Annotated in this window: 22 protein-coding genes and 1 other annotated feature; of the genes, 7 read left to right on the forward strand and 15 right to left on the reverse strand. The window is 53.8% G+C overall.

Annotation, left to right across the window (positions count from 1 at the left end):
• Positions 1-10: 10 nt before the first annotated feature.
• Positions 11-130: a sequence feature (Thr leader region), on the reverse strand.
• The 3 genes from thrL to yjjY form a co-directional block, all read right to left on the reverse strand.
• Complete coding sequence (thrL, locus tag ACUY4Q_RS20665) at positions 66-137, reverse strand: thr operon leader peptide (protein WP_072042696.1); 72 nt, start codon at positions 135-137, stop codon at positions 66-68. It overlaps the preceding feature by 65 nt.
• Before the next feature lie 211 nt (positions 138-348).
• A complete protein-coding gene (locus ACUY4Q_RS20670) occupies positions 349-1,035 on the reverse strand; it encodes a tRNA/rRNA methyltransferase (protein ID WP_458044548.1) in 687 nt (228 codons plus the stop codon).
• A gap of 399 nt (positions 1,036-1,434) precedes the next feature.
• The gene (gene yjjY, locus ACUY4Q_RS20675) at positions 1,435-1,575 is read right to left on the reverse strand and encodes a YjjY family protein (RefSeq protein WP_121497538.1); all 141 of its coding nucleotides are present in this window, start codon (positions 1,573-1,575) and stop codon (positions 1,435-1,437) included.
• A 95-nt stretch (positions 1,576-1,670) separates the two neighbouring features.
• On the opposite strand from yjjY, the gene arcA reads away from it, so the two are divergent.
• Positions 1,671-2,387: a two-component system response regulator ArcA gene (arcA, locus tag ACUY4Q_RS20680; protein WP_458044549.1), complete on the forward strand. Its 717-nt coding sequence runs from the start codon at positions 1,671-1,673 to the stop codon at positions 2,385-2,387.
• A gap of 66 nt (positions 2,388-2,453) precedes the next feature.
• On the opposite strand, the gene creD is transcribed toward arcA, so the two are convergent.
• The 4 genes from creD to creA are packed head-to-tail and all read right to left on the reverse strand — an operon-like array spanning position 2,454 to position 6,485.
• Positions 2,454-3,833, reverse strand: a complete 1,380-nt coding sequence (gene creD / locus ACUY4Q_RS20685; protein ID WP_458044550.1) for a cell envelope integrity protein CreD — start codon at positions 3,831-3,833, stop codon at positions 2,454-2,456.
• Positions 3,834-3,889: 56 nt separating this feature from the next.
• On the reverse strand, positions 3,890-5,314 hold the full coding sequence (gene creC / locus ACUY4Q_RS20690; RefSeq protein WP_458044551.1) for a two-component system sensor histidine kinase CreC: 1,425 nt from the start codon (positions 5,312-5,314) through the stop codon (positions 3,890-3,892).
• Positions 5,314-6,003 carry a two-component system response regulator CreB gene (gene creB, locus ACUY4Q_RS20695; RefSeq protein ID WP_458044552.1) on the reverse strand — a complete coding sequence of 230 codons (690 nt, stop codon included), beginning with the start codon at positions 6,001-6,003 and terminating at the stop codon, positions 5,314-5,316. Before creB ends, creC begins: the two co-directional genes overlap by 1 nt.
• 11 nt (positions 6,004-6,014) lie before the next feature.
• Positions 6,015-6,485, reverse strand: coding sequence for a protein CreA (creA, locus tag ACUY4Q_RS20700; protein WP_458044553.1), 471 nt, complete (start codon positions 6,483-6,485; stop codon positions 6,015-6,017).
• Between the two features lie 209 nt (positions 6,486-6,694).
• Between creA and robA the strand changes: the two genes are divergently transcribed.
• Positions 6,695-7,564, forward strand: a complete 870-nt coding sequence (gene robA / locus ACUY4Q_RS20705; RefSeq protein ID WP_458044554.1) for an MDR efflux pump AcrAB transcriptional activator RobA — start codon at positions 6,695-6,697, stop codon at positions 7,562-7,564.
• Here the strand turns inward: robA and gpmB are convergent.
• Positions 7,561-8,208: a 2,3-diphosphoglycerate-dependent phosphoglycerate mutase GpmB gene (gene gpmB / locus ACUY4Q_RS20710; RefSeq protein WP_458044555.1), complete on the reverse strand. Its 648-nt coding sequence runs from the start codon at positions 8,206-8,208 to the stop codon at positions 7,561-7,563. The two genes, robA and gpmB, sit on opposite strands and share 4 nt — an antisense overlap.
• A gap of 98 nt (positions 8,209-8,306) precedes the next feature.
• Here gpmB and yjjX point away from each other — a divergent pair, with 98 nt between their 5' ends.
• Positions 8,307-8,822 carry an inosine/xanthosine triphosphatase gene (gene yjjX, locus ACUY4Q_RS20715; RefSeq protein WP_458044556.1) on the forward strand — a complete coding sequence of 172 codons (516 nt, stop codon included), beginning with the start codon at positions 8,307-8,309 and terminating at the stop codon, positions 8,820-8,822.
• Here yjjX and trpR read toward each other — a convergent pair.
• Together trpR and sltY are read right to left on the reverse strand one after the other, a co-directional pair.
• Positions 8,813-9,142, reverse strand: coding sequence for a trp operon repressor (gene trpR, locus ACUY4Q_RS20720; RefSeq protein ID WP_458044557.1), 330 nt, complete (start codon positions 9,140-9,142; stop codon positions 8,813-8,815). The two genes, yjjX and trpR, sit on opposite strands and share 10 nt — an antisense overlap.
• Before the next feature lie 63 nt (positions 9,143-9,205).
• Positions 9,206-11,146: a murein transglycosylase gene (gene sltY, locus ACUY4Q_RS20725; RefSeq protein ID WP_458044558.1), complete on the reverse strand. Its 1,941-nt coding sequence runs from the start codon at positions 11,144-11,146 to the stop codon at positions 9,206-9,208.
• A 206-nt stretch (positions 11,147-11,352) separates the two neighbouring features.
• On the opposite strand from sltY, the gene ettA reads away from it, so the two are divergent.
• Positions 11,353-13,020, forward strand: coding sequence for an energy-dependent translational throttle protein EttA (ettA, locus tag ACUY4Q_RS20730; protein WP_458044559.1), 1,668 nt, complete (start codon positions 11,353-11,355; stop codon positions 13,018-13,020).
• Between the two features lie 232 nt (positions 13,021-13,252).
• Here the strand turns inward: ettA and nadR are convergent, their stop codons facing one another.
• The 3 genes from nadR to serB form a co-directional block, all read right to left on the reverse strand.
• Entirely contained in the window at positions 13,253-14,500 is a 1,248-nt protein-coding gene (gene nadR / locus ACUY4Q_RS20735; RefSeq protein ID WP_458044560.1) for a multifunctional transcriptional regulator/nicotinamide-nucleotide adenylyltransferase/ribosylnicotinamide kinase NadR, read from the reverse strand.
• 135 nt (positions 14,501-14,635) lie between these two features.
• Positions 14,636-16,018, reverse strand: a complete 1,383-nt coding sequence (gene radA, locus ACUY4Q_RS20740) for a DNA repair protein RadA (RefSeq protein ID WP_458044561.1) — start codon at positions 16,016-16,018, stop codon at positions 14,636-14,638.
• An 11-nt stretch (positions 16,019-16,029) separates the two neighbouring features.
• Positions 16,030-17,001, reverse strand: a complete 972-nt coding sequence (serB, locus tag ACUY4Q_RS20745; protein WP_458044562.1) for a phosphoserine phosphatase — start codon at positions 16,999-17,001, stop codon at positions 16,030-16,032.
• 105 nt (positions 17,002-17,106) lie between these two features.
• On the opposite strand from serB, the gene ACUY4Q_RS20750 reads away from it, so the two are divergent.
• From ACUY4Q_RS20750 to ACUY4Q_RS20760, 3 genes are all read left to right on the forward strand, one after another.
• The gene (locus ACUY4Q_RS20750; protein ID WP_458044563.1) at positions 17,107-17,751 is read left to right on the forward strand and encodes a YtjB family periplasmic protein; all 645 of its coding nucleotides are present in this window, start codon (positions 17,107-17,109) and stop codon (positions 17,749-17,751) included.
• A gap of 40 nt (positions 17,752-17,791) precedes the next feature.
• The gene (gene lplA, locus ACUY4Q_RS20755) at positions 17,792-18,808 is read left to right on the forward strand and encodes a lipoate--protein ligase (RefSeq protein ID WP_458044564.1); all 1,017 of its coding nucleotides are present in this window, start codon (positions 17,792-17,794) and stop codon (positions 18,806-18,808) included.
• A 70-nt stretch (positions 18,809-18,878) separates the two neighbouring features.
• Positions 18,879-19,142: a helix-turn-helix domain-containing protein gene (locus tag ACUY4Q_RS20760; protein ID WP_458044565.1), complete on the forward strand. Its 264-nt coding sequence runs from the start codon at positions 18,879-18,881 to the stop codon at positions 19,140-19,142.
• Positions 19,143-19,334: 192 nt separating this feature from the next.
• Here ACUY4Q_RS20760 and deoD read toward each other — a convergent pair whose 3' ends face one another.
• Together deoD and deoB are read right to left on the reverse strand one after the other, a co-directional pair.
• Positions 19,335-20,057 (reverse strand): purine-nucleoside phosphorylase, encoded by a 723-nt coding sequence (gene deoD, locus ACUY4Q_RS20765; RefSeq protein ID WP_047371922.1) that lies wholly within the window; start codon positions 20,055-20,057, stop codon positions 19,335-19,337.
• Between the two features lie 131 nt (positions 20,058-20,188).
• Positions 20,189-21,412 (reverse strand): phosphopentomutase, encoded by a 1,224-nt coding sequence (gene deoB / locus ACUY4Q_RS20770; protein WP_458044566.1) that lies wholly within the window; start codon positions 21,410-21,412, stop codon positions 20,189-20,191.
• Positions 21,413-21,434 lie beyond the last annotated feature (22 nt).

The raw sequence follows: 21,434 nt of genomic DNA on the forward strand, positions 1-21,434 counted from the left end.
ATCTTTGGTCGAAAAAAAAGCCCGCACTGTTCGGTGCGGGCTTTTTTCTGTTTTTCCTGTACGCGTCAGCCCGCACCATTACCTGTGGTAATTGTGGTGGTGGTAATAATGGTGGTGACGATGCTGATGCGTTTCATGGATGTTGTGTGCTCTGTAATTTTTATCTGTCTGTCGCGTTACCTATATTGGTTAAAGTATCCGCCGTCTTAAGTCAATGAATTTTTGGTTTTTGACTATTTTCTCGCTTGTTCGTCTACGCCAGTTTATGCCGCATTAACGATCCGTAAAGACCACAAGATAAGTCATATAGCGGGGCCTTCAACTATAAAATAAACTTATCACCAGATATTACTCGGTGAGTTTTTTTTCGATGTCGTGGAGCAATCTGTGCAACATTGCGGTGTCTCGCTGTCCTAAAACGCCAATACGCTGATCGAGCCAGTCAGCCATTTTAATGTCATCCGCCACTCCCAACTGGTCGAGTAAGGCGTGGGCGCGCATACGTAATGCATGAAGCGGATTATCATCACGCGCGGCGATAGGTTCAGCCCCGTTTTGTATTAAAGTTGCTAACTGATAACAGTAAACCATTACCGCCTGCCCAAGATTGAGGGAGGGATAATCCGCCACCATCGGCACGCCCGTTAAGATATCCGCCAGCGCCAGTTCATCGTTCGTTAGCCCGGAATCTTCCCGCCCAAAAACCAGTGCGCCGGTCTGTAGCCACTCGCTTTTCTCTCGCAACAACGGAACCAGCTCTTCAGGTGTCGCGTAGTAGTGAAACTTCGCCCGGCTGCGTGCCGTAGTCGCAACCGTAAACTGCACATCCGCAAGCGCGTCAGCAAGAGTGGTATAAGTTGTAATATTATCAAGCACATCGCCAGCACCGTGGGCAACACGGCGCGCGCCCTCTTCAAGGTGAGCCACGCTGTCAACAATGCGCAAATCCGTAAACCCCATGGTTTTCATCGCGCGCGCAGCCGCACCGATATTTTCCGCTCTGGCGGGGGAAACAAGGACAACAGCCAGGTGCATTTTTTGCTCTCTTTTTGATCATTTAACGGATGAAGTGTCGTCGCCGCCCGCATATTACGCGGCGCGAATTTACAATTATGTAACAGGAATCACTGTATTTCACTCTGGCAACGGTTAAAAGAAGCTAAACTGTTGGATGATGAAACTGCAGGCCAGAATGTTAACAGAACATGCTTATCCCTATGTTTATGCATGGTATTTTGATGAAGAATCTAAATCTACTATTGGATTCACTATGTTTATCAATTAATATTCGCAACTTGTTGGTTTATTGAAATATTGTGAAATTCGCTAACATTAAGATACGGATATTTCACCAAACTGTTAACGTGCTACAATTGAACTTGATATATGTCAACGAAGCGTAGTTTTATTGGGCGTCCCTTACGTCTTAGCCTGTTATGTTGCTGTTAAAATGGTTAGGATGACAGCCGTTTTTGACGCTGTCGGGTCCAGAGGGAAAGTACCCACGACCAAGCTAATGATGTTGTTGACGTTGATGGAAAGTGCATCAAGAACGCAATTACGTACTTTAGTCATGTTACGCCGATCATGTTAATTTTCGACATGCATCAGGCAGGTCAGGGACTTTTGTACTTCCTGTTTCGATTTAGTTGGCAATTTAGGTAGCAAACATGCAGACCCCGCACATTCTTATCGTTGAAGACGAGTTGGTAACACGCAACACGTTAAAAAGTATTTTCGAAGCAGAAGGTTACGATGTATTCGAAGCGACCGATGGCGCGGAAATGCATCAGATCCTGTCTGAAAATGACATCAACCTGGTGATCATGGATATCAACCTGCCGGGGAAAAACGGCCTGTTGCTGGCCCGTGAATTACGTGAGCAGGCCAATGTCGCGCTGATGTTCCTGACCGGCCGTGATAATGAAGTCGATAAAATCCTCGGTCTTGAAATCGGTGCAGATGACTATATCACCAAGCCGTTCAACCCGCGTGAACTGACTATCCGTGCCCGCAACCTGCTGTCTCGTACCATGAACCTCGGCACGATCAGTGAAGAACGCCGTAGCGTTGAAAGCTACAAATTCAACGGTTGGGAGCTGGATATTAACAGCCGCTCTCTGGTCAGCCCGAATGGTGAACAGTATAAACTGCCGCGCAGTGAATTCCGCGCCATGCTGCACTTCTGCGAAAACCCGGGCAAAATTCAGTCTCGCGCAGAACTGCTGAAAAAAATGACCGGCCGCGAGCTTAAGCCGCATGACCGTACCGTCGACGTGACCATCCGCCGCATTCGTAAACATTTCGAATCTACGCCGGACACCCCTGAAATTATCGCGACAATTCACGGTGAAGGTTACCGTTTCTGCGGTGATTTGCAGGAATAACGGTCGTCGTTCCAGACGAAAAGCGGCGCCAGGCGCCGCTTTTTTTATTGCCTCATTGTTCAAACATTACTTCCACAACCGCAAGGCGTCATCTACTGGCTCCGCTTTCTCTGTCTGCACTTTTCGTGTGGCGGAGATGGAATACCAGTTAAACCGCCGCGTGAGCATCATTACTGTACTCAGTGCCGCAAACAGAACCCCTGTTCCCAGGAGTAACGCGCTGTCTTCCGAATGCAGCAGACTCCACATCACGCCATACAGCACCAGCAGCGCGCCCGTAAACGGCAGGCTGGCACGCCAGGTTTTCATCACGCCCTGCAAATAAAGCCCGTTAATCACGCCGCTCAGTAGGCTGGCCGTGACCCACGCGGGGGTGAAACCAATTCGTTCAGAAAGCGCCAGTAGAACCAGGTAAAACATCACCAAAGAGAGTCCCACCAGCAAATACTCCATCGGGTGCATCTGCCGTGCGGTCAGGCTTTCAAACACAAAGAAGGCGGCAAAAATAAGCGCAATCAGCAAAATGGCATACTTAATAGCACGATCAGTAAGTTGATACTGATCCGCCGGAGTGGTGATGTTGACGCTGAACGCAGGCAACCGCCATTCGTTTTGCTCGGTCAGGAGCAGCATGTCACGGATTTTACTGTCCAGATTGTTAGCAAACCAGGTACTCTGCCACTGCGCCTGAAAACCGCTGGGGCTAATTTCACGCTTTGCGGGTAGGAAATCCCCTTTGAACCCCGGATGGGGCCAATCGCTGATCAGCGTCATTTCACTGTTACGCCCGACGGGCACTACTGAGAACGTCCCCGTGCCGTTAAGGCTAAAGGACATATCGAGTTTAAGCGCCTTGCGGGTCATATCTGCCGATCCCAGCGGCACATGCATCCCCTGCATATCGCTTTGCAGACCAGAACCAGGCTCAACGGTAAGCGCTTCACCGTTGATTTTCAGGGTCTGAACCTGCCCAATGCCACGGGCGTCGCTTAGCGCTAACACCACAAAGGGCTCGCCAATCTGTCGGTTTTCATTGGCTTCCAGGCCAATGCGTTTCGGATCGAATTCCGCCTGAATGGAGATATCGCCATGCCAGACCTGGCCGTTATAAATACCGATTTGCCGTGATTCAACCTGCTGCTCACCTTTAACCATCAGCGATTCTGGCAGCCAGAAACGGATATAGCTTTTGCTTCGCCGAACCTCTTTTGGCGCCTCATCGTTGGTAGATTCCAGAACCGTTGTCACTTCTGTCACCGGCACGGCAATCAGTGGCCCGATCAGTTTTTGCGACCCCGCACTGCTTTGCCGCAACGCGTCAGAAACCTCATCCCGATAGTCACTACGCTCTTTAATCAGATTGCTGACGAACATCAGCGGTACCAACAGTAAAACGATGCACCCAACCAGGGTAAATACTTTCCAGAATAACGGTGATTTCAACATAGCCCCTCCTTTGTATTGCACGCAGAATAAAGGGGCTATGTGGGGAGACGTTGAAGCTATGTGAAGTGACGGTGAAGTGTCAGACGCGCCTCGACGCCTCCTTCGGGACGATTAGCAATGTGAATGCTTCCCTGATGTAAACGCGCGACTTCCTGCACAAACGCCAGGCCCAGGCCACTGCTCTTGTGACCATCTTCACGAGGGAGAGAATAAAAACGTTCGAATATGCGATCCAGTGCGTAATCCGGGATGCCCTGCCCGCTGTCGCAAACGCCGATGGTGGTGACGTCACCGTCTTCGCTGGCGTGTAAACAAATCACCCCGTTCTCCGGGGTGAAGTCGATGGCGTTATCCAGCAAGTTTCCGAGCGCCTGGGTTAACAATTCGGCATCAGCCGTGGCAATCACCTCTGCCGCATGGTGTTCGAGGGTAAGATGTTTACCTGCCAGCACGACGCTACGTTCATCCGCGAGCTGAGAGAAAATCTCACTGAGCCTGACCTGGGACAGGGCAATCTCCTGGCGGTTTTCCAGTTTCGCCTGTGAGAGAAGCTTTTCCACCAGCGCCTGCATACGGGCATTTTGCGCAAGAATATTGCCCGTGAAATGGGCAGCGACAGCGGGGGGTGGATTTTCCCGAAGGATTTCAGCCGCACCGCGAATCGCAGCCAGAGGGCTTTTCAACTCATGCGTCAGCGCATGAACATAGCGCTCAATGTAATTTTTCCCCTCGAGTTTCTGGCGCATGCTCTCCAGAGCCTGAGCGAGTTTGCGCAGTTCGCTACTACCGAGCGAGGGCAGCGGCAGCGGGGTCTTCTCCGTCACCGCATCAGCATAACGCGTCAGTTTGCCAATAGAGCGGTTGATCCAAAGCGCCATGCCAAAGCCAATCAGCAGGGCGATCCCGAGCAAAGCGGTACTGGCCCAAAGGATCCGGCGCTCGCTGCGTTTAATCACCGGCGCGATAGCACTGTTGGGCTTGCCCACGCTTATCACACCGATGATTTTTCCCTGTTCGGTTATCGGAGCCGCCACGTACATTACGGTGCTTTCGGGATCGTTCGGATCGGACAGAGTACTACGTGCACCGTATTTCCCCCGCAGCGTCAACCAGACATCATTCCAGCGAGAATAGTCTTCCCCCAGCGCTTTTCCCGCCGAGTCAAAGACCACCTTGCCAACGGCATCGGTCATGTAGACATGATATTCATTGCGAACTTTACGGATACCACTGATGTTGGCCCTGAAAGCCCGCTGTGACAGTGAGGAGAATGCCTGCGCCAGTTGCCCGTTTTGCGCCTCGCCGGAAAGCAAGTCGCCACGGCCGATCTCAGCCAGCAGCGTGGCGGTATCAATCAGCGTCCCTTCGGTTGCTCGCCTGACGCCAGGTTTGATCTCCTGCACGAAGATCGACAACACAAACCATGCTGCCACCGCCACAATCAGGAAATAGCCCAGCAACAGCCGCATGCCAATGCGCATTAGCGGATCCCCAGGCTGTAGCCCATACCACGATGAGTATTAATGGGTGAAGCCTCCGTGTTGATCGCCCGTAATTTGGCGCGCAGGGTTTTAATGTGCGTGTCGACGGTACGGTCAAAACTCTCTTCTGCATCCACCCAGACAATATCCATCAGTTGCTGCCGTGAGAAAACCCGGCCCGGCGCATGCAGCAGGGTTTTGAGCAATAAAAATTCATAGCGCGTCAGGGGCAGGGTTTCACCGCACCAGCGTATCAGCGCCGCGGGTTCGTCCAGCTCAAACTGACCAACACGGACTGTGGTAGACGGGCTCGCCGCTTTCTGAAAACGCCGTAAAACGGTCCTTACCCTGGCACACACCTCCCGGGGTGAGAAGGGTTTAGCGATGTAATCATCTGCCCCCATCTCCAGCCCCAGCAGCTTATCGATCTCATCGCTGCGGGCCGTGAGAAACAGCACGGGCAGCCCAGGCGCAACGGCCAGTAAACGGCGGCAAAGCTCAAAACCGCTGATGTCCGGCAGACCCACATCCAGAATAGCCAGATCGGGCAACTGCCGGGTTGCCGCATCCAGAACGGGCAGCCCACGCTCGAAGGCGCGAACATTGAAACCATCCTGTTGCAGCATGTAGATCAGCGTATCGGCGATACTTATCTCATCTTCCACCAGCCAGATTTGCGGTTGTGGCATGCCCACTCCTTTTATTTGCCCCAGGGCATAATCGGCACGGCACTCAACGCATTCTTCGGTGACCCTTCCACCACTTTGTCGGAATACGTCAGGTAGATAAGTGCATTGCGCTTAGCATCGTAAAAACGGACAACCTGCAGTTTCTTAAAGACCAGCGATGTGCGTTTCTGGAAAACAACATCTCCCTGCGCTTTGCCATTTTTAATCTTATCGCTGACTTCAATTGGCCCTACCTGCTGGCAGGAGATGGCGGCATCAGACGTATCCTCCGCCAGACCCAGACCGCCTTTAATGCCGCCGGTTTTCGCCCGGCTGATGTAGCAGGTCACGTTTTGCACATCCGGGTCGTCAAACGCTTCAACAACGATTTTATGGTCCGGACCAAACATTTTAAAAACGGTGTCCACGGAGCCAATCTGTTCTGCCTTTGCAGCGCTACATAACAGCAGTACTGATGAAAGGATGAGGCTTGTATATTTCATATTGTTACCATTTTTGAATATAACGTTGAGCAACTATTCTTAGCTGTAGGCGAAAACGTTTATAGATCACTAATTTACAAAAATCATCATGAAAATCAGTCACAATGCGCATTTATGAACAAAAAAAACACTGAATGCTAAAACAACAAACGGTGATATTATCCCATCCTTGTATCAGGCGTTCGCCGTTTTATGGAAGAGGATATTGTATGGATCAGGCCGGGATTATTCGCGATCTGCTTGCGTGGCTGGAAGGCCATCTCGATCAGCCGTTATCGCTGGACAATGTGGCGGCGAAAGCAGGCTATTCCAAGTGGCACCTGCAAAGGATGTTTAAAGACGTGACGGGCCATGCGATTGGTGCCTACATTCGCGCCCGCCGCCTGTCAAAATCCGCCGTTGCGCTGCGTTTGACCTCACGTCCGATTCTGGATATTGCCCTGCAATACCGTTTTGATTCGCAGCAAACCTTTACCCGCGCTTTCAAAAAGCAATTTTCGCAAACGCCTGCATTGTACCGTCGCTCGCCTGACTGGAGCGCATTTGGCATTCGCCCGCCCATGCGCTTAGGTGAATTCACGATGCCGAAGCACGAGTTCGTTACCCTGCCTGAAACGCAGCTGGTGGGGATTACCCAAAGCTATACCTGTTCTCTGGAAGAGATTTCTGATTTCCGCCATCAGATGCGCATTCAGTTCTGGCGGGAGTTTCTGGGTAACGCGCCTTCTGTTCCGGCTGAAATGTATGGCTTGCATGAGCCGCGCCCAAGCCTTGAGAAAGATGATGAGCAGGAAGTCTTTTACACCACCGCGCTGACGCCTGAGATGGCGAACGGGCACATGCATAACGCCCATCCGGTGGTGCTGGAAGGCGGCGATTACGTGATGTTCTCCTACGACGGACTGGGCAGCGGCGTGCAGGAATTTATCCTGACCGTCTACGGCACCTGCATGCCAATGCTCAATCTGACACGCCGCAAAGGCCAGGATATTGAACGTTTTTACCCGCAGGATGATGCGCGGACGCAAGAGCCACCGCACCAGATTCGCTGCGAATATCTCGTCCCTATCCGCCGTTAACGCTGCAGTTCATCCAACGCAGGGGCGTCCAGATGCGATACGTCCCCTGCGGTCTCTACAACCCAGCCGGATGCCAGCCACGCGCTGTCCTGATAATCGATACGCGAGATGGAACAGTTACGCAGGCGCAGACGACGCTCAGCATACGCAGGCAGGCCGAGGATGGTACTGACCAGGCAGCCCAGCGCCATACCATGACTGACGATCATCGGGCGACTCCCTTGCGGTAACGTCAGGCAATCCGCCAGCGCCGCATGCATACGGTCAGCCAGCTCCTGCATTGACTCGCCCTCAGGAATACGCCCGCCCGCCGTCCCATTAACCAGGGTACGACGCCAGCCTTCTTCTTCGTCGGTAAGGGATTCGATACGGCGCTTTTCCAGCACGCCCATATCCAGCTCGCGCAGACGTGAATCAAGGGTAATGTCACATCCACATAATTCTGCGATGATTTCAGCCGTGCGGCGCGTCCGTCCGAGGTCGCTGGCAATAATATGGGTGATGCCCAGCGCTTTTGCGCGCTCAGCAACCTGCCATGCCTGCTGTTCCCCTTTCTCCGTTAACGGACTGTCTGAATGGCCTTGAATACGACGCTCGGCGTTCCACTGCGTTTCACCGTGGCGGACAAGGTATACCTGTAACATGCTTTTTTATCCATTATACTGCGATGAAATTTATTATTTGAGGACGGCTTTACCCGGCATGGAAAACGCATCTCATTTCGGGCTGCCAAGTATAGATTATGCACCATGTTGTCGTTGCTACCACCAATCCCGCCAAAATTCGGGCGATTCTGCACGCTTTTCATGAGATCTACGGCGAAGGTTGCTGCGAAATCGAATCCGTTGACGTCGCAAGCGGCGTGCCGGAACAACCCCTCGGCAATGAAGAAACTCGCGCAGGCGCCCGCAACCGGGTAAACAACGCCCGTCTTGCCAGACCGAATGCGGATTTCTGGGTCGCCATAGAAGCAGGAATTGATGAAGGCAGCACCTTTAGCTGGGTGGTGATTGAGAATAGTGAGCAGCGCGGAGAATCGCGTTCCGCCACCCTGCCCCTGCCTGAAGTGATTCTGAAAAAAATCCGTGAAGGTGAAGCCCTGGGACCGGCGATGTCGAGTTACACCGGCATCGATGAAATTGGCCGTAAAGAGGGGGCCATTGGGGTATTTACCGCCGGTAAACTCACCCGCGCCAGCGTCTATCACCAGGCGGTGATTCTGGCCTTAAGCCCGTTCCACAATGCGGTTTATCGCTGAGCGTTGAGTAAGATCGCTTCCAGCCATACGCGTAAGTCGGCCGGTGCTGACTTTAAACTGTTGGAGCCACGGGTAATAGTGGCAATACCGGCACCCAGCTCCGTTTTCAGCTCGCGCTGACTCATCTCGCCGCGCAAAAGCTCTTCGATGATCCGCACGCGAGTGCCCAGTGCTTCACGTTCATCCGGCGTAAGCATCAGATTGAGCAGGGGGAGATGCAGATCCTGTTCATACGATTGTCTGACGAGTTCAACGAAGCGCAGCCATTCCTGGTTGCGTTGTTCGGCCATGGCCGCTGAATAGGGTGATTGTTGAGTCATAATATTCCGCCATTTTGCTGCGTACTCGTTAATGAGTACGCAGCATAGCATAAACAACGGCGATCAGTAACGACGCTGCCATTCCGCGTCAGTCAGCACGGTTGGCTTGGTTCCGTTCATAAAGAAGCGGTAATAAGCATCATAGGCCAGTACGTTTTTCACATAACTGCGCGTTTCAGAAAACGGAATGCTTTCAATAAATGCGACCGCATCAATACGCCCTGCGCTGTTATTCAACCAGGTACGCACGCGCCCGGGCCCGGCGTTGTACGCCGCCGAGGAGAAGATACGGTTGTTGCCAAACTGCTGATAGACGTACTGCAGGTAGCTGGTACCAATATTGATGTTGGTTTCCGGGTCGAGCAGCTGCGCCGCGTTGCTGTAGCCCGGAATATTAAACATCTTCACCGTGTGCGTTGCCGTTCCCGGCATAATTTGCATCAAGCCGCTTGCTCCCACCGGTGAACGAACTTTAGGGTTCCAGGCACTCTCCTGACGCGAAATTGCCATCGCATAGCTTTGCGGAATGTCTTTCCCCTGGGTATAACGCGCATAAAGATCGTTATATGCCAGCGGGAAACGCTCTTCCAACTGATCCCAAAGCTTACCGGCGATCGTTGCCTGAACGCTCAGATCCCACCAGTGTTGATTAAACGCATAGCGTGCCAGTTGAGCCTGCTCGGAGACAGTGCGGCTGGTGATCAAATTGGCCCATTCACTGCGCGCGGTATTGTCCTGATTCCAGAACATTAATTCGCGCACGCGTGCCATTTCTGGCCCTTGCGCCAGTGCGGGATCAATATTGCCGGGGGCTTTATCGATTTTCATCGTGTAATCTTCCCCCAGCCGCTGGGCGGCCGCCATCGGGTAGAATCCGCGCTGCTGCATCAGCGTATGCAGGATCTCTTTTGCCTCAGTCTCGCGGCCACGCTCAAGCAGCAGATCGGCCTGCCAGTAGCGCCATTCATCTTTTTCTTTCGCGTCCATCGGCAGACGCGCCAGCCAGGTATTTAATCCGGCCCGGTCGCCGGTGCCGATTGCCATACGCACCCGGCGTTCCACAATGGACGTCGATTGCGAGCGCATGATGGCATCATCGCGCCAGCGCGCTTGCTCCTCAGTCACGTCGTTGCCCATCAGCCGCCAGGCCACGGTATCTCTGAGGATCTGGGTTTGATCTTCGTTCAGTTGCTGCGCCTGCACCAGGGATGGAATCATCAGCCGCGCATTTTCCACATCCTGACGCGCCACGCTTTCAAACGCTTCAGCCGCCATCTGACGGGTGAAGTCGGTGGCTCCGGTGGTGCGGGCAAAATTCATGACGCTGTTTGGATCGTTTGCCAGCGCAATGATCGCCGTAGAGATGGTTTGATACTCCGAGGGCATTTGGCCTGCCAGCACCGTCACCAGTCGGGTATTCCCCGCTTTCATCGCCAGACGGATACGTTCCAGAAACGCCAGCGGATCCTGTTGACCAGACGCACGCCATGCGCCAAACAGCTGGTCACAGGCATTCGGTTGGCTGTTGCCGGTCAGCCAGAGTTCTTTTGCCCCCTGCCAGGCCTCTTCGGCCTGCCCCGTATTCCACTTCGCATAGTAGTAATTACATTGCGCCTCGGTCGCTGCCGGTTTTTCCGGGCTAAAAGCCAGCAGGCCACGCCAGTCCTGTCGGCGCGCCAGTTCATTCACAAAGCGCGTCTTCAGGGTACGAGCGGGCGGTAGCGTAGGGTTAGCCTGAATAAAATTGCTGACGGTGACCGTGGGCTGGTTCATCAGATCGTCGGTAATCTGGCGATATTCCAGGTACGGATAGAGGGGGTAATTTTTCAGCGTCGGCATCAGTTGCGACACCACATCCATCTGCTTCAAGTCCCACGCCTGCTTGATTTGGGCGTAGCGACTACGTTGTTCATCCAGTGAGTCCGCTCGAGCTGCATTGCTGAGGGACAGTAAACACATACTGGCCACCATGTAACGCCAGGCGGCTTGTTTCGCTCTCTGCACTGCGCATTCCTCTTATAAAACGGTCATTGCAGCCTCATGCCGCACAATTTATTAATGCTAACCGTGCCTGACGCAACGCGCCACGTAATGGACACTTTTTTACCTTTCTCGCCCGTTTTAACACACCTGACAGGGCTGGCTGGGATTGGGCAAAGAAAACGGCTACACTCCGCTGTTGATATTACATAAAAGAGGCGAAGTCCAACGTGGCTCAATTCGTATATACCATGCACCGTGTCGGCAAGGTGGTTCCGCCGAAACGTCATATTCTGAAAAACATCTCGCTGAGTTTCTTCCCTGGCGCAAAAATCGGCGTACTGGGCCTTAACGGCGCCGGTAAGTCCACCCTGCTGCGTATTATGGCTGGCATCGACACCGATATCGAAGGTGAAGCCCGCCCTCAGCCGGGTCTCAAAATTGGTTACCTGCCGCAGGAACCGCAGTTAAATCCTGAGCAGACCGTGCGTGAATCCGTTGAAGAAGCGGTTGCCGAGGTCGTTAACGCGCTGAAAGGCCTGGATGAAGTGTATGCTAAGTACGCGGAACCGGATGCCGACTTCGATAAGCTGGCGGCTCAACAGGGCAAATTTGAAGAGATCATTCAGGCGCACGACGGTCATAACCTGAACGTCCAGTTGGAACGTGCGGCGGATGCCCTGCGTCTGCCTGACTGGGATGCGAAAATCGCAACCCTGTCCGGTGGTGAACGCCGCCGTGTGGCGCTTTGCCGCCTGCTGCTCGAAAAACCCGATATGCTGCTGCTCGACGAACCGACTAACCACCTGGATGCGGAATCCGTGGCGTGGCTGGAACGTTTCCTGCACGACTTCGAAGGCACCGTGGTGGCAATTACCCACGACCGTTATTTCCTTGATAACGTTGCTGGCTGGATCCTTGAGCTTGACCGCGGTGAAGGTATTCCGTGGGAAGGTAACTACTCCTCCTGGCTGGAGCAGAAAGATCAGCGCCTGGCACAGGAAGCTTCTCAGGAAGCAGCGCGTCGTAAATCGATTGAGAAAGAGCTGGAGTGGGTTCGTCAGGGCGCGAAAGGCCGTCAGTCTAAGGGCAAGGCCCGTCTGGCACGCTTTGAAGAGCTGAACAACGCTGAATACCAGAAGCGTAACGAAACCAACGAGCTGTTTATTCCACCAGGAGCCCGCCTGGGTGACAAAGTGGTGGAAGTCAGCAACCTGCGTAAATCCTACGGCGATCGCCTGCTGATTGACGACCTGAGCTTTGCCGTGCCTAAAGGGGCGATTGTCGGCATCATCGGTCCAAACGGCGCGGGTAAATCCACCCTGTTCCGCATGATGTCCGGTCAGGAATCACCTGACAGCGGCACTATCACCCTGGGTGATACCGTCAAGCTGGCCTCCGTTGACCAGTTCCGTGACGCAATGGACAACAGCAAGACCGTGTGGGAAGAAGTCTCAGGTGGGCAGGATATTATGCGCATCGGCAATACCGAGATGCCAAGCCGCGCCTACGTTGGCCGCTTCAACTTCAAAGGGGTTGATCAGGGCAAACGCGTCGGCGAGCTGTCCGGTGGTGAGCGCGGTCGTCTGCACCTGGCAAAACTGCTGCAGGTTGGCGGCAACGTGCTGCTGCTCGATGAACCGACCAACGACCTGGATATCGAAACCCTGCGCGCGTTAGAAAACGCTCTGCTGGAGTTCCCGGGCTGCGCGATGGTTATCTCGCATGACCGTTGGTTCCTTGACCGTATCGCCACCCACATTCTGGACTACCAGGATGAAGGTAAAGTGGAATTCTTTGAAGGTAACTTTACCGAGTACGAAGAGTACAAGAAACGCACCCTCGGCGCTGACGCGCTGGAACCAAAGCGCATCAAGTACAAACGTATTTCAAAATAAACAGCAAAAAGGCAGCGTTAGCTGCCTTTTTTAGTGTTTGCTCCCTCTCCCCATAGAGGTAAAAGCAAAAAGGCAACGCAAGTTGCCTTTTTTAGTGTTTTCTCCCTCTCCCCGTGGGAGAGGGCCGGGGTGAGGGCATCAGACCGCACAAATTCAAAGCAAAAAGGCAACGCAAGTTGCCTTTTTTAGTGTTTGCTCCCTCTCCCCGTGGGAGAGGGCCGGGGTGAGGGCATCAGACCGCAGAGGACTCCCCCTTTTCACCCATCAACTCTCTGACCAACTCAACGCAGTGCAGAAACCGCGAATCGTAATCCGGCTCTTCAACGTGCCGCCAGGTGATATTGTTCTCTTTGAGCATATCCACCAGCATGTTCTGGAACTCCCGGCGGTCGACTGAACTGCCCAGACTTCTTAACCCATCGGCAACCCAGGGAACGTTGTTTTCCAGCAGGATCACCAGGTCAAAGCGGTACTCGTCGATCATCGCCTGCACAAAGGGATGTTCGCGCCCTTCGTACTTGAGACAAAACGCCTGTGTGGTAACAAAATCGGTATCAATAAACGCGATTTTATTGGCATATTTAACTGCAAAATCAATGTACTGTGCCTGACCCAAGGCGATTTTGTCATAGTCAGAATACTGCAGCGCCATCTCATCGCCGCCCAGATGAGAGAACACATAATCCCGCCCATATTCCCAGGCACTGGTGGTATTAAAAATATTGGCAAGTTTATTCACCAGCGTTGATTTTCCGCTGGACTCCCCTCCCAGTATCGCCACCGTACGCACGAAAAAGGGTTTTACTTCGGTGGGAATATAATCCCAGTAACGGAAGGGATTGGCACGAATCTGCCCGCCGCTGATGTTCATAAAGGTGCGTTTGGGGTCGATCAACACCGTCTGCACGCCAAGATGTTCAAGATATTGCTCAGCATCCGCCTCTTCTGAGGTGTAGATCCAGTTGGGCTGAATGCCTTTCTCATCCATAAAGGCGTTAATGCCTTTACTCCAGACATCCCAACCGTGCGGATACGGCTCCATCCCCTCTTCGTTGAAGGCATGAATACGGATATTTTTCTGATACTTAAAAGTCTGAAGCAGCCAGCGCAAACGGTCGCTGATGGTCGGCTGCTGCGACATGGCGCTGTTCTCAAAGAGCTCGCGGTCGCGTTTTTCGTCGTAACCCATCACGATATGCAGCTCATCCACCTGGCTACAGGCGCGCTGAATCAGGTAAATATGCCCGGTGTGCAAGGGGTAGAATTTGCCGAACACCACGCCAATGTTTTTCTGCTGACGAGGGAATTCAAGGCCGAGAAAGCGGTGTAAGGCCTCCAGTTTTTGCGCACTGGGACTTTTGATTTTGGCATTCAGCAACTGGCTCAGATAGCCTTTGGTCATACCGCTGGCGTCCGCAACCTGCTGAAGCGTACAGCCCTTTTGACGAATCGCGGTTTTGAGATAGTCGAATGACGACACTGGAGCCTCCTGCTGAAAAAAATCGTAGGCCGGATAAGGCATCGCCGCCATCCGGCAAATTAACGCAATGCAGTAAATCGCAGTGCCTGATGGCGCTTCGCTTATCAGGCCTACAACATCGGTGCATACATTTAATTATAAGTCGTCAAAGACACTTAGCGCATCTGAGAGTTTCTTCACGCCAAAAATCTGCATGCCTTCCGGCACTTTTTTCGGCACGTTGGCTGCGGGCACGATAGCCCGGCGGAAGCCATGTTTCGCGGCTTCAGAGATTCGCTCCTGCCCGCTCGGTACGGGGCGAATCTCGCCCGCCAGCCCCACTTCGCCGAAGACCACCAGATCCTGCGGCAGCGGCCTGTCGCGCAGGCTGGAGACCATCGCCAGAAGCAGTGCTAAATCGGCGCTGGTCTCTGTCACCTTCACGCCGCCCACCACGTTGACGAAAACATCCTGGTCGGCCATTTGCAGACCTCCGTGGCGGTGCAGCACCGCCAGTAAAATGGCCAGACGGTTTTGCTCCAGCCCCACCGCGACACGGCGTGGGTTGCCCATCATGGAGTGATCGACCAGCGCCTGAATCTCCACCAACAGCGGTCGCGTACCTTCCCACACCACCATCACCGAGCTGCCAGAAGTGACTTCATCACCGCGGCTCAGGAAGATGGCAGATGGATTACTGACCTCGCGCAGCCCCTGCTCGGTCATGGCAAACACGCCCAGCTCATTCACCGCGCCAAAGCGGTTCTTGTGGCTGCGCAGCGTACGAAAACGGGAATCAGCATCGCCATCCAGCAGTACCGAGCAGTCAATACAGTGCTCCAGGACTTTCGGCCCGGCCAGCGAGCCGTCTTTAGTGACATGCCCCACCATCACAATTGCCACGCCACGCGTCTTGGCAAAGCGCGTCAGATAAGCAGCGGTTTCTCGCACCTGCGCCACGCTGCCCGGCGAAGACTGGATATCCGCCATATGCATCACCTGAATGGAGTCGATGACCATGAGCTTCGGCTGTTCTTCATCCGCAATCAGGCAGATTTGCTCGATGCTGGTTTCAGAAAGCATATTCAAATTGGTGGTTGGAAGACCCAGCCGGTGCGCGCGCATCGCCACCTGCTGCAATGACTCTTCCCCGGTGACGTACAGCGTTTTCATGTGTTCGGCAAGTTTGCACAGGGTCTGCAACAGCAGCGTGGATTTCCCGGCACCCGGGTTACCACCAATCAGAATGGCGCTGCCCGGCACCACGCCGCCGCCAAGTACACGATCGAACTCTTTAAACCCGGTGGAGAAGCGCGGTAATGCCTCAAGGCTGATATCAGATAATTTCTGCACCTTTGAGACGCCCGCGTTGCCCGCATAGCCGCTCAGACGCTCATTGCGGGCCACGGTAGGCGATGCCGCCACGCGCACTTCGGTAATGGTATTCCAGGCATGGCAGGCACTGCACTGCCCCTGCCAGCGGGGGTAATCGGCACCACATTCATTACAGACAAATGCGCGTTTTGGAGCTTTCGCCACAGAGACCTCGTTTATTTTTTACTGATGCTGGCTGAGAGAATGCAGAACACGCCCATCAGGTCAGCGTGACGGATCGTGACTTCCGCCTTTTCGTTAACTTTGGGTTTTGCATGGTAGGCAATGCCCAGACCAGCAGCTTTAATCATCGGCAGATCGTTTGCGCCGTCACCAATCGCAATGGTCTGCGTCAGCGGAATTTCATATTTTTCCGCCAGCTCGGTAAGGGTTTTCGCTTTGTACTGCGCGTCTACGATATCGCCCAACACATTGCCGGTAAACTTGCCGTCAAAGGTTTCCAGTTGATTAGCCACCGCATCGGACAGGCTCAATTTTTCCCGCAGATGGTCGGCGAAGAAGGTGAAGCCGCCGGAGGCGATGGCCACTTTCCAGCCCAGGGTTTGCATCTTCAGCACCATCTGCGTGAGACCAGGCATTAATGGCAGCGTTTCACGTACCTGATGCAGAATATTGGCATCCGCACCTTTGAGCGTGGCCACCCGGCTGCGCAGGCTGGCGGTAAAGTCCAGCTCGCCGCGCATCGCGCGTTCCGTGACTTCAGCCACCTGCTCGCCGGTTCCCGCCAGTTTGGCAATTTCATCAATACATTCGATTTGAATGGCGGTGGAGTCCATGTCCATCACCATCACGCCCGGCATGCGCAGCGACGGGATTTTTCCTAGCGGAGCCACATCCAGCCCACTATCATGCGCCAGACGCGTGGCACGCGGCGTCAGCGAGCCGGCCAGGCGAATGACCTGATAATCATCCACCCGCCAGGCCGCCACAATCACCATGGCAGCCCCCAGTTTACGCTGCCAGGCGGTCAGATGTGCTTTATCCAGCTTGCGTCCATACAGAAGCCAACCGCTGCGTCCTGCGTGATAATCCAGGGGCATGACCTCATCGCCACTTAATGAGAGCGGCAACCCAGGCCACTGTGAAACGTCGTTGGGCAGGTCGCACCAGGTCAAATTATTCGGCATTACAGCTCCTGTAGGGATATGTGCTGAGGTAAAAATAACGCATGAGGCTACCTTGTAACCAGCGCTTCTGGCAACATTAAGCCGCAAATTTTCAACAGGTGGAATATGGCTCGCGCAAAACTTAAATTCAGGCTTCATCGCGCCGTGATCGTGCTTTTCTGTCTGGCCTTGCTGGTTGCTCTGATGCAGGGGGCCTCATGGTTCAGTCAGAATCACCAGCGCCAGCGAAATCCGCAGTTCGAGGAGCTTGCCCGCACGCTGGCAAAACAGGTGACGTTGAACCTCGCCCCGCTGATGCGGACTGAAACCCCTGACGATAAGCGAATCAGTGTTGTACTCCGGCAATTAACCGATGAGAGCCGCATCCTGGATGCTGGCGTCTACGATGAGGGCGGAGATCTTATCGCTCGCTCTGGTGAAAGCATTGACGTGCGCGACAGACTGGCGCTGGACGGTAAAAAAGCGGGCGGCTACTTTAATCAGCAGATCGTCGAGCCGATTCAGGGGAAAAGCGGACCGCTGGGCTATCTGCGCTTAACGCTCGATACTCATACTCTGGCGACAGAATCCAAACAGGTGGATAACACCACCAATATTTTGCGCCTGATGCTGCTGCTCTCACTGGCAATTGGTGTGGTGCTGACCCGCACCCTGCTGCAGGGTAAGCGTACCCGCTGGCAACAGTCACCTTTCCTGCTGACGGCCAACAAGCCCGTCGTGGAAGAGGAAGAGAGCGAAAAGAAAGATTAGTGGTACAGTGGGCGCCTCAAAATGGAAAAGGAAATCTGCCATGTCTACGCTGCGCCTGCTTATCTCTGATTCTTACGATCCCTGGTTCAATCTGGCGGTTGAAGAGTGTATTTTCCGCCAGATGCCTGCCACTCAGCGCGTGCTTTTTTTGTGGCGCAATGCCGATACGGTCGTCATTGGCCGGGCGCAGAACCCGTGGAAAGAGTGTAATACGCGGCGGATGGAAGAAGATAACGTCCGGCTGGCGCGACGCAGCAGCGGCGGTGGCGCGGTATTCCACGATCTCGGTAACACCTGCTTTACCTTTATGGCGGGTAAGCCAGAGTATGACAAAACCATCTCCACCTCGATTGTGCTCAACGCGCTAAACGCCCTTGGCGTCACCGCAGAAGCCTCCGGGCGAAATGACCTGGTGGTTAAAACCGATGAGGGCGATCGCAAGGTTTCCGGTTCGGCCTATCGCGAAACCCAGGATCGTGGTTTCCATCATGGCACGTTGCTGCTGAATGCAGACCTCAGCCGTCTGGCGAACTACCTCAATCCCGATAAGAAAAAGCTACAGGCCAAAGGCATTACGTCGGTGCGTGGACGGGTCGCGAACCTCGTCGATTTGCTGCCCGGCGTCAGCCATGAACGCATTTGTGAAGCGGTGACGGAAGCCTTTTTCGCGCATTATGGTGAGCGTGTGGAAGCCGAGATCATTTCGCCGGATAAAACCCCGGACCTGCCAAACTTCGCCGAAACCTTTGCCCGCCAGAGCAGTTGGGAGTGGAATTTTGGCCAGGCCCCGGCATTCAGTCATTTACTGGATGAGCGTTTCACCTGGGGCGGCGTGGAACTGCACTTCGATGTTGAAAAGGGGCATATCACCCGCACGCAGGTGTTCACCGACAGCCTGAATCCCGCGCCGCTGGAGGCACTGGCTGCTCGTCTGCAGGGCTGCTTGTATCGCGCGGATGCACTGGCGCAAGAGTGTGATGCACTGCTGGGAGATTTCCCGGAGCAAGAGAAAGAGCTGCGGGAGCTGTCGGCGTGGATTGCAGGGGCCGTGAGATAATGACTCTTCCAGTCATGGCTCCGTCATTTCTTGTCAGCTCATGGGCTCTCCCACTTAATGGAATGGCTGCATGTTTGACGTGATAAAACAAGAGCAGGCCATTGCGCTAACCATGGCTCAGCAAAAAGTATCCTGGCTTGCTGCGGTACGTATCTGTAAACACTTATCTCGTACTGATGCTGCAAAAATGTTGAACATCACCCCGGAATCGCTTGCTCGTATTGAAAAAAAAGAACAAATAAGCACTCCTATGAGAAGCCGCATGGCTGAAATTTATGGATGTTCGGAAGCCCTGCTTGTATGGCCAACATGGATGCAAGTTCGTACTGCATGAATAGATACCTGGATAGATATCTGAATAGATTAAAATCACATCACAATGAAAAATATGGATAAATATTAAGAATGAGAAGATTTATGAATAAATACTTCGATAAAAAATAAGCCGGATGGCGGCTACGCCTTATCCGGCCTACAGGTTTTTGCCCAGGCCCGGTAAATGCAGCGCTACCGGGCGACACAATACTTACTCTTTGTCGCCCAGCAGAACGGATTCCAGCGCGATTTTGATCATGTCGTTGAACGTGGTCTGACGCTCAGCTGAAGTGGTCTGCTCGTGGGTACGGATATGGTCAGAAACGGTACAGATGGTCAGCGCTTTCGCACCGAACTCTGCCGCCACGCCATAGATACCTGCTGCTTCCATTTCGACGCCCAGGATGCCGTATTTTTCCATTACGTCGAACATCTCGCCGCCGTCCGGTGCGTAGAACAGATCCGCAGAGAAGATGTTACCGACGCGGGCATCAACGCCCAGCGCTTTGGCTGCATCAACCGCGTTACGCACCATGTCAAAGTCGGCAATCGCCGCAAAGTCATGATCCTTAAAACGCATACGGTTAACTTTAGAATCGGTACAGGCACCCATGCCGATAACGATATCACGCAGTTTTACGTCCATGCGTACAGCGCCGCAGGAGCCCACACGGATGATTTTCTTCACGCCGAAATCGGTGATCAGCTCTTTCGCATAAATAGAGCAGGACGGGATACCCATGCCGTGACCCATTACGGAAATTTTGCGACCTTTGTAGGTACCGGTGTAACCCAGCATGCCGCGTACGTTGTTCACTTCACGGATATCTTCAAAGAACGTTTCAGCGATGTGTTTAGCGCGCAGCGGATCGCCCGGCATCAGAACAACATCAGCGAAATCACCCATTTCTGCATTAATGTGAGGCGTTGCCATCTTCAGTTCCTTTTCATTTTAAGTTCTCCCTCCCCCCGTGGGGGAGGGCTGGGGTGAGGGCATCAAGCCGCACCCGTGTTTCATGTAGTTTTGTAGGCCGGGTAAGGCGCAGCCGCCACCCGGCAATGGCCTCAGAACATGGCTTTGCCATATTCCATGTCAGACGTACCAAAGTATTTCGCGACGGTCTGGCCGATATCCGCGAAGGTGTCACGGTGGCCAAGCGACCCTGGTTTCACTTTCGGGCCGTAGATCAGAACCGGAATGTGCTCACGGGTATGATCGGTGCCCTGCCAGGTCGGATCGCAGCCGTGGTCAGCGGTCAGGATCAGGATGTCATCCTCACCCACCAACTCCATCAGCTCCGGCAGTCGGCGGTCAAAGAGTTCCAGACCACCCGCATAGCCCGCGACATCGCGGCGATGGCCCCAGGATGAGTCAAAATCAACGAAATTGGTAAAGACAATGGTCTTATCACCCGCGATTTTCATTTCTTCAATGGTAGCGTCAAACAGCGCGTCCAGACCGGTGGCTTTCACTTTTTTGGTGATGCCGCAGTTGGCGTAGATGTCGGCGATTTTACCCACGGAGACGACCTGGCCGTCTTTCTCATCGACAAACTTCTGCAGCACGGTCGCTGATGGTGGCTCGACAGCCAGGTCATGACGGTTACCGGTGCGCTGGAAGTTACCGGCTTTGTCGCCTACAAATGGACGGGCGATAACGCGACCAATGTTGTAACCGCCTTCGGTCAGCTCTTCGCGGGCAATTTCACACAGCTCGTAAAGCTTATCCAGGCCGTAGGTCTCTTCGTGACACGCAATCTGGAACACCGAGTCAGCGGAGGTGTAGAAAATCGGCTTGCCGGTTTTCATGTGCTCTTCGCCAAGCTGGTCGAGGATGACGGTACCGGAAGAGTGGCAGTTACCGAGGTAACCCGGCAGGTTGGCACGCTTAACCAGTTTATCCAGCAGTTCCTGCGGGAAGCTGTTCTCGTGATCGGAGAAGTAACCCCAGTCAAACAGGACCGGTACACCGGCGATTTCCCAGTGGCCGGATGGCGTGTCTTTGCCGGAAGAGAGCTCATGCGCCCAGGCGTATGCGCCCACCACTTCCGCGTTGCCATCCATGCCAGCAGCAACTTTACCGGTTGAACCTTCGTGCGCTTTCACCAGGCCCAGGCGAGTCAGGTTTGGCAGATTCAACGGGCCTTTACGTCCGTTATCCGCTTCGCCTTTAGCACAGGCTTCTGCGATGTGACCCATGGTATCGGAACCCACGTCACCAAAACGTTCTGCATCTTCTGTTGCGCCGATGCCGAAAGAGTCCAGCACCATAATAAATGCACGTTTCATATTGTTCTCCGTACGTAGTGCT

It is taken from the genome of Phytobacter cepae (assembly GCF_054165735.1).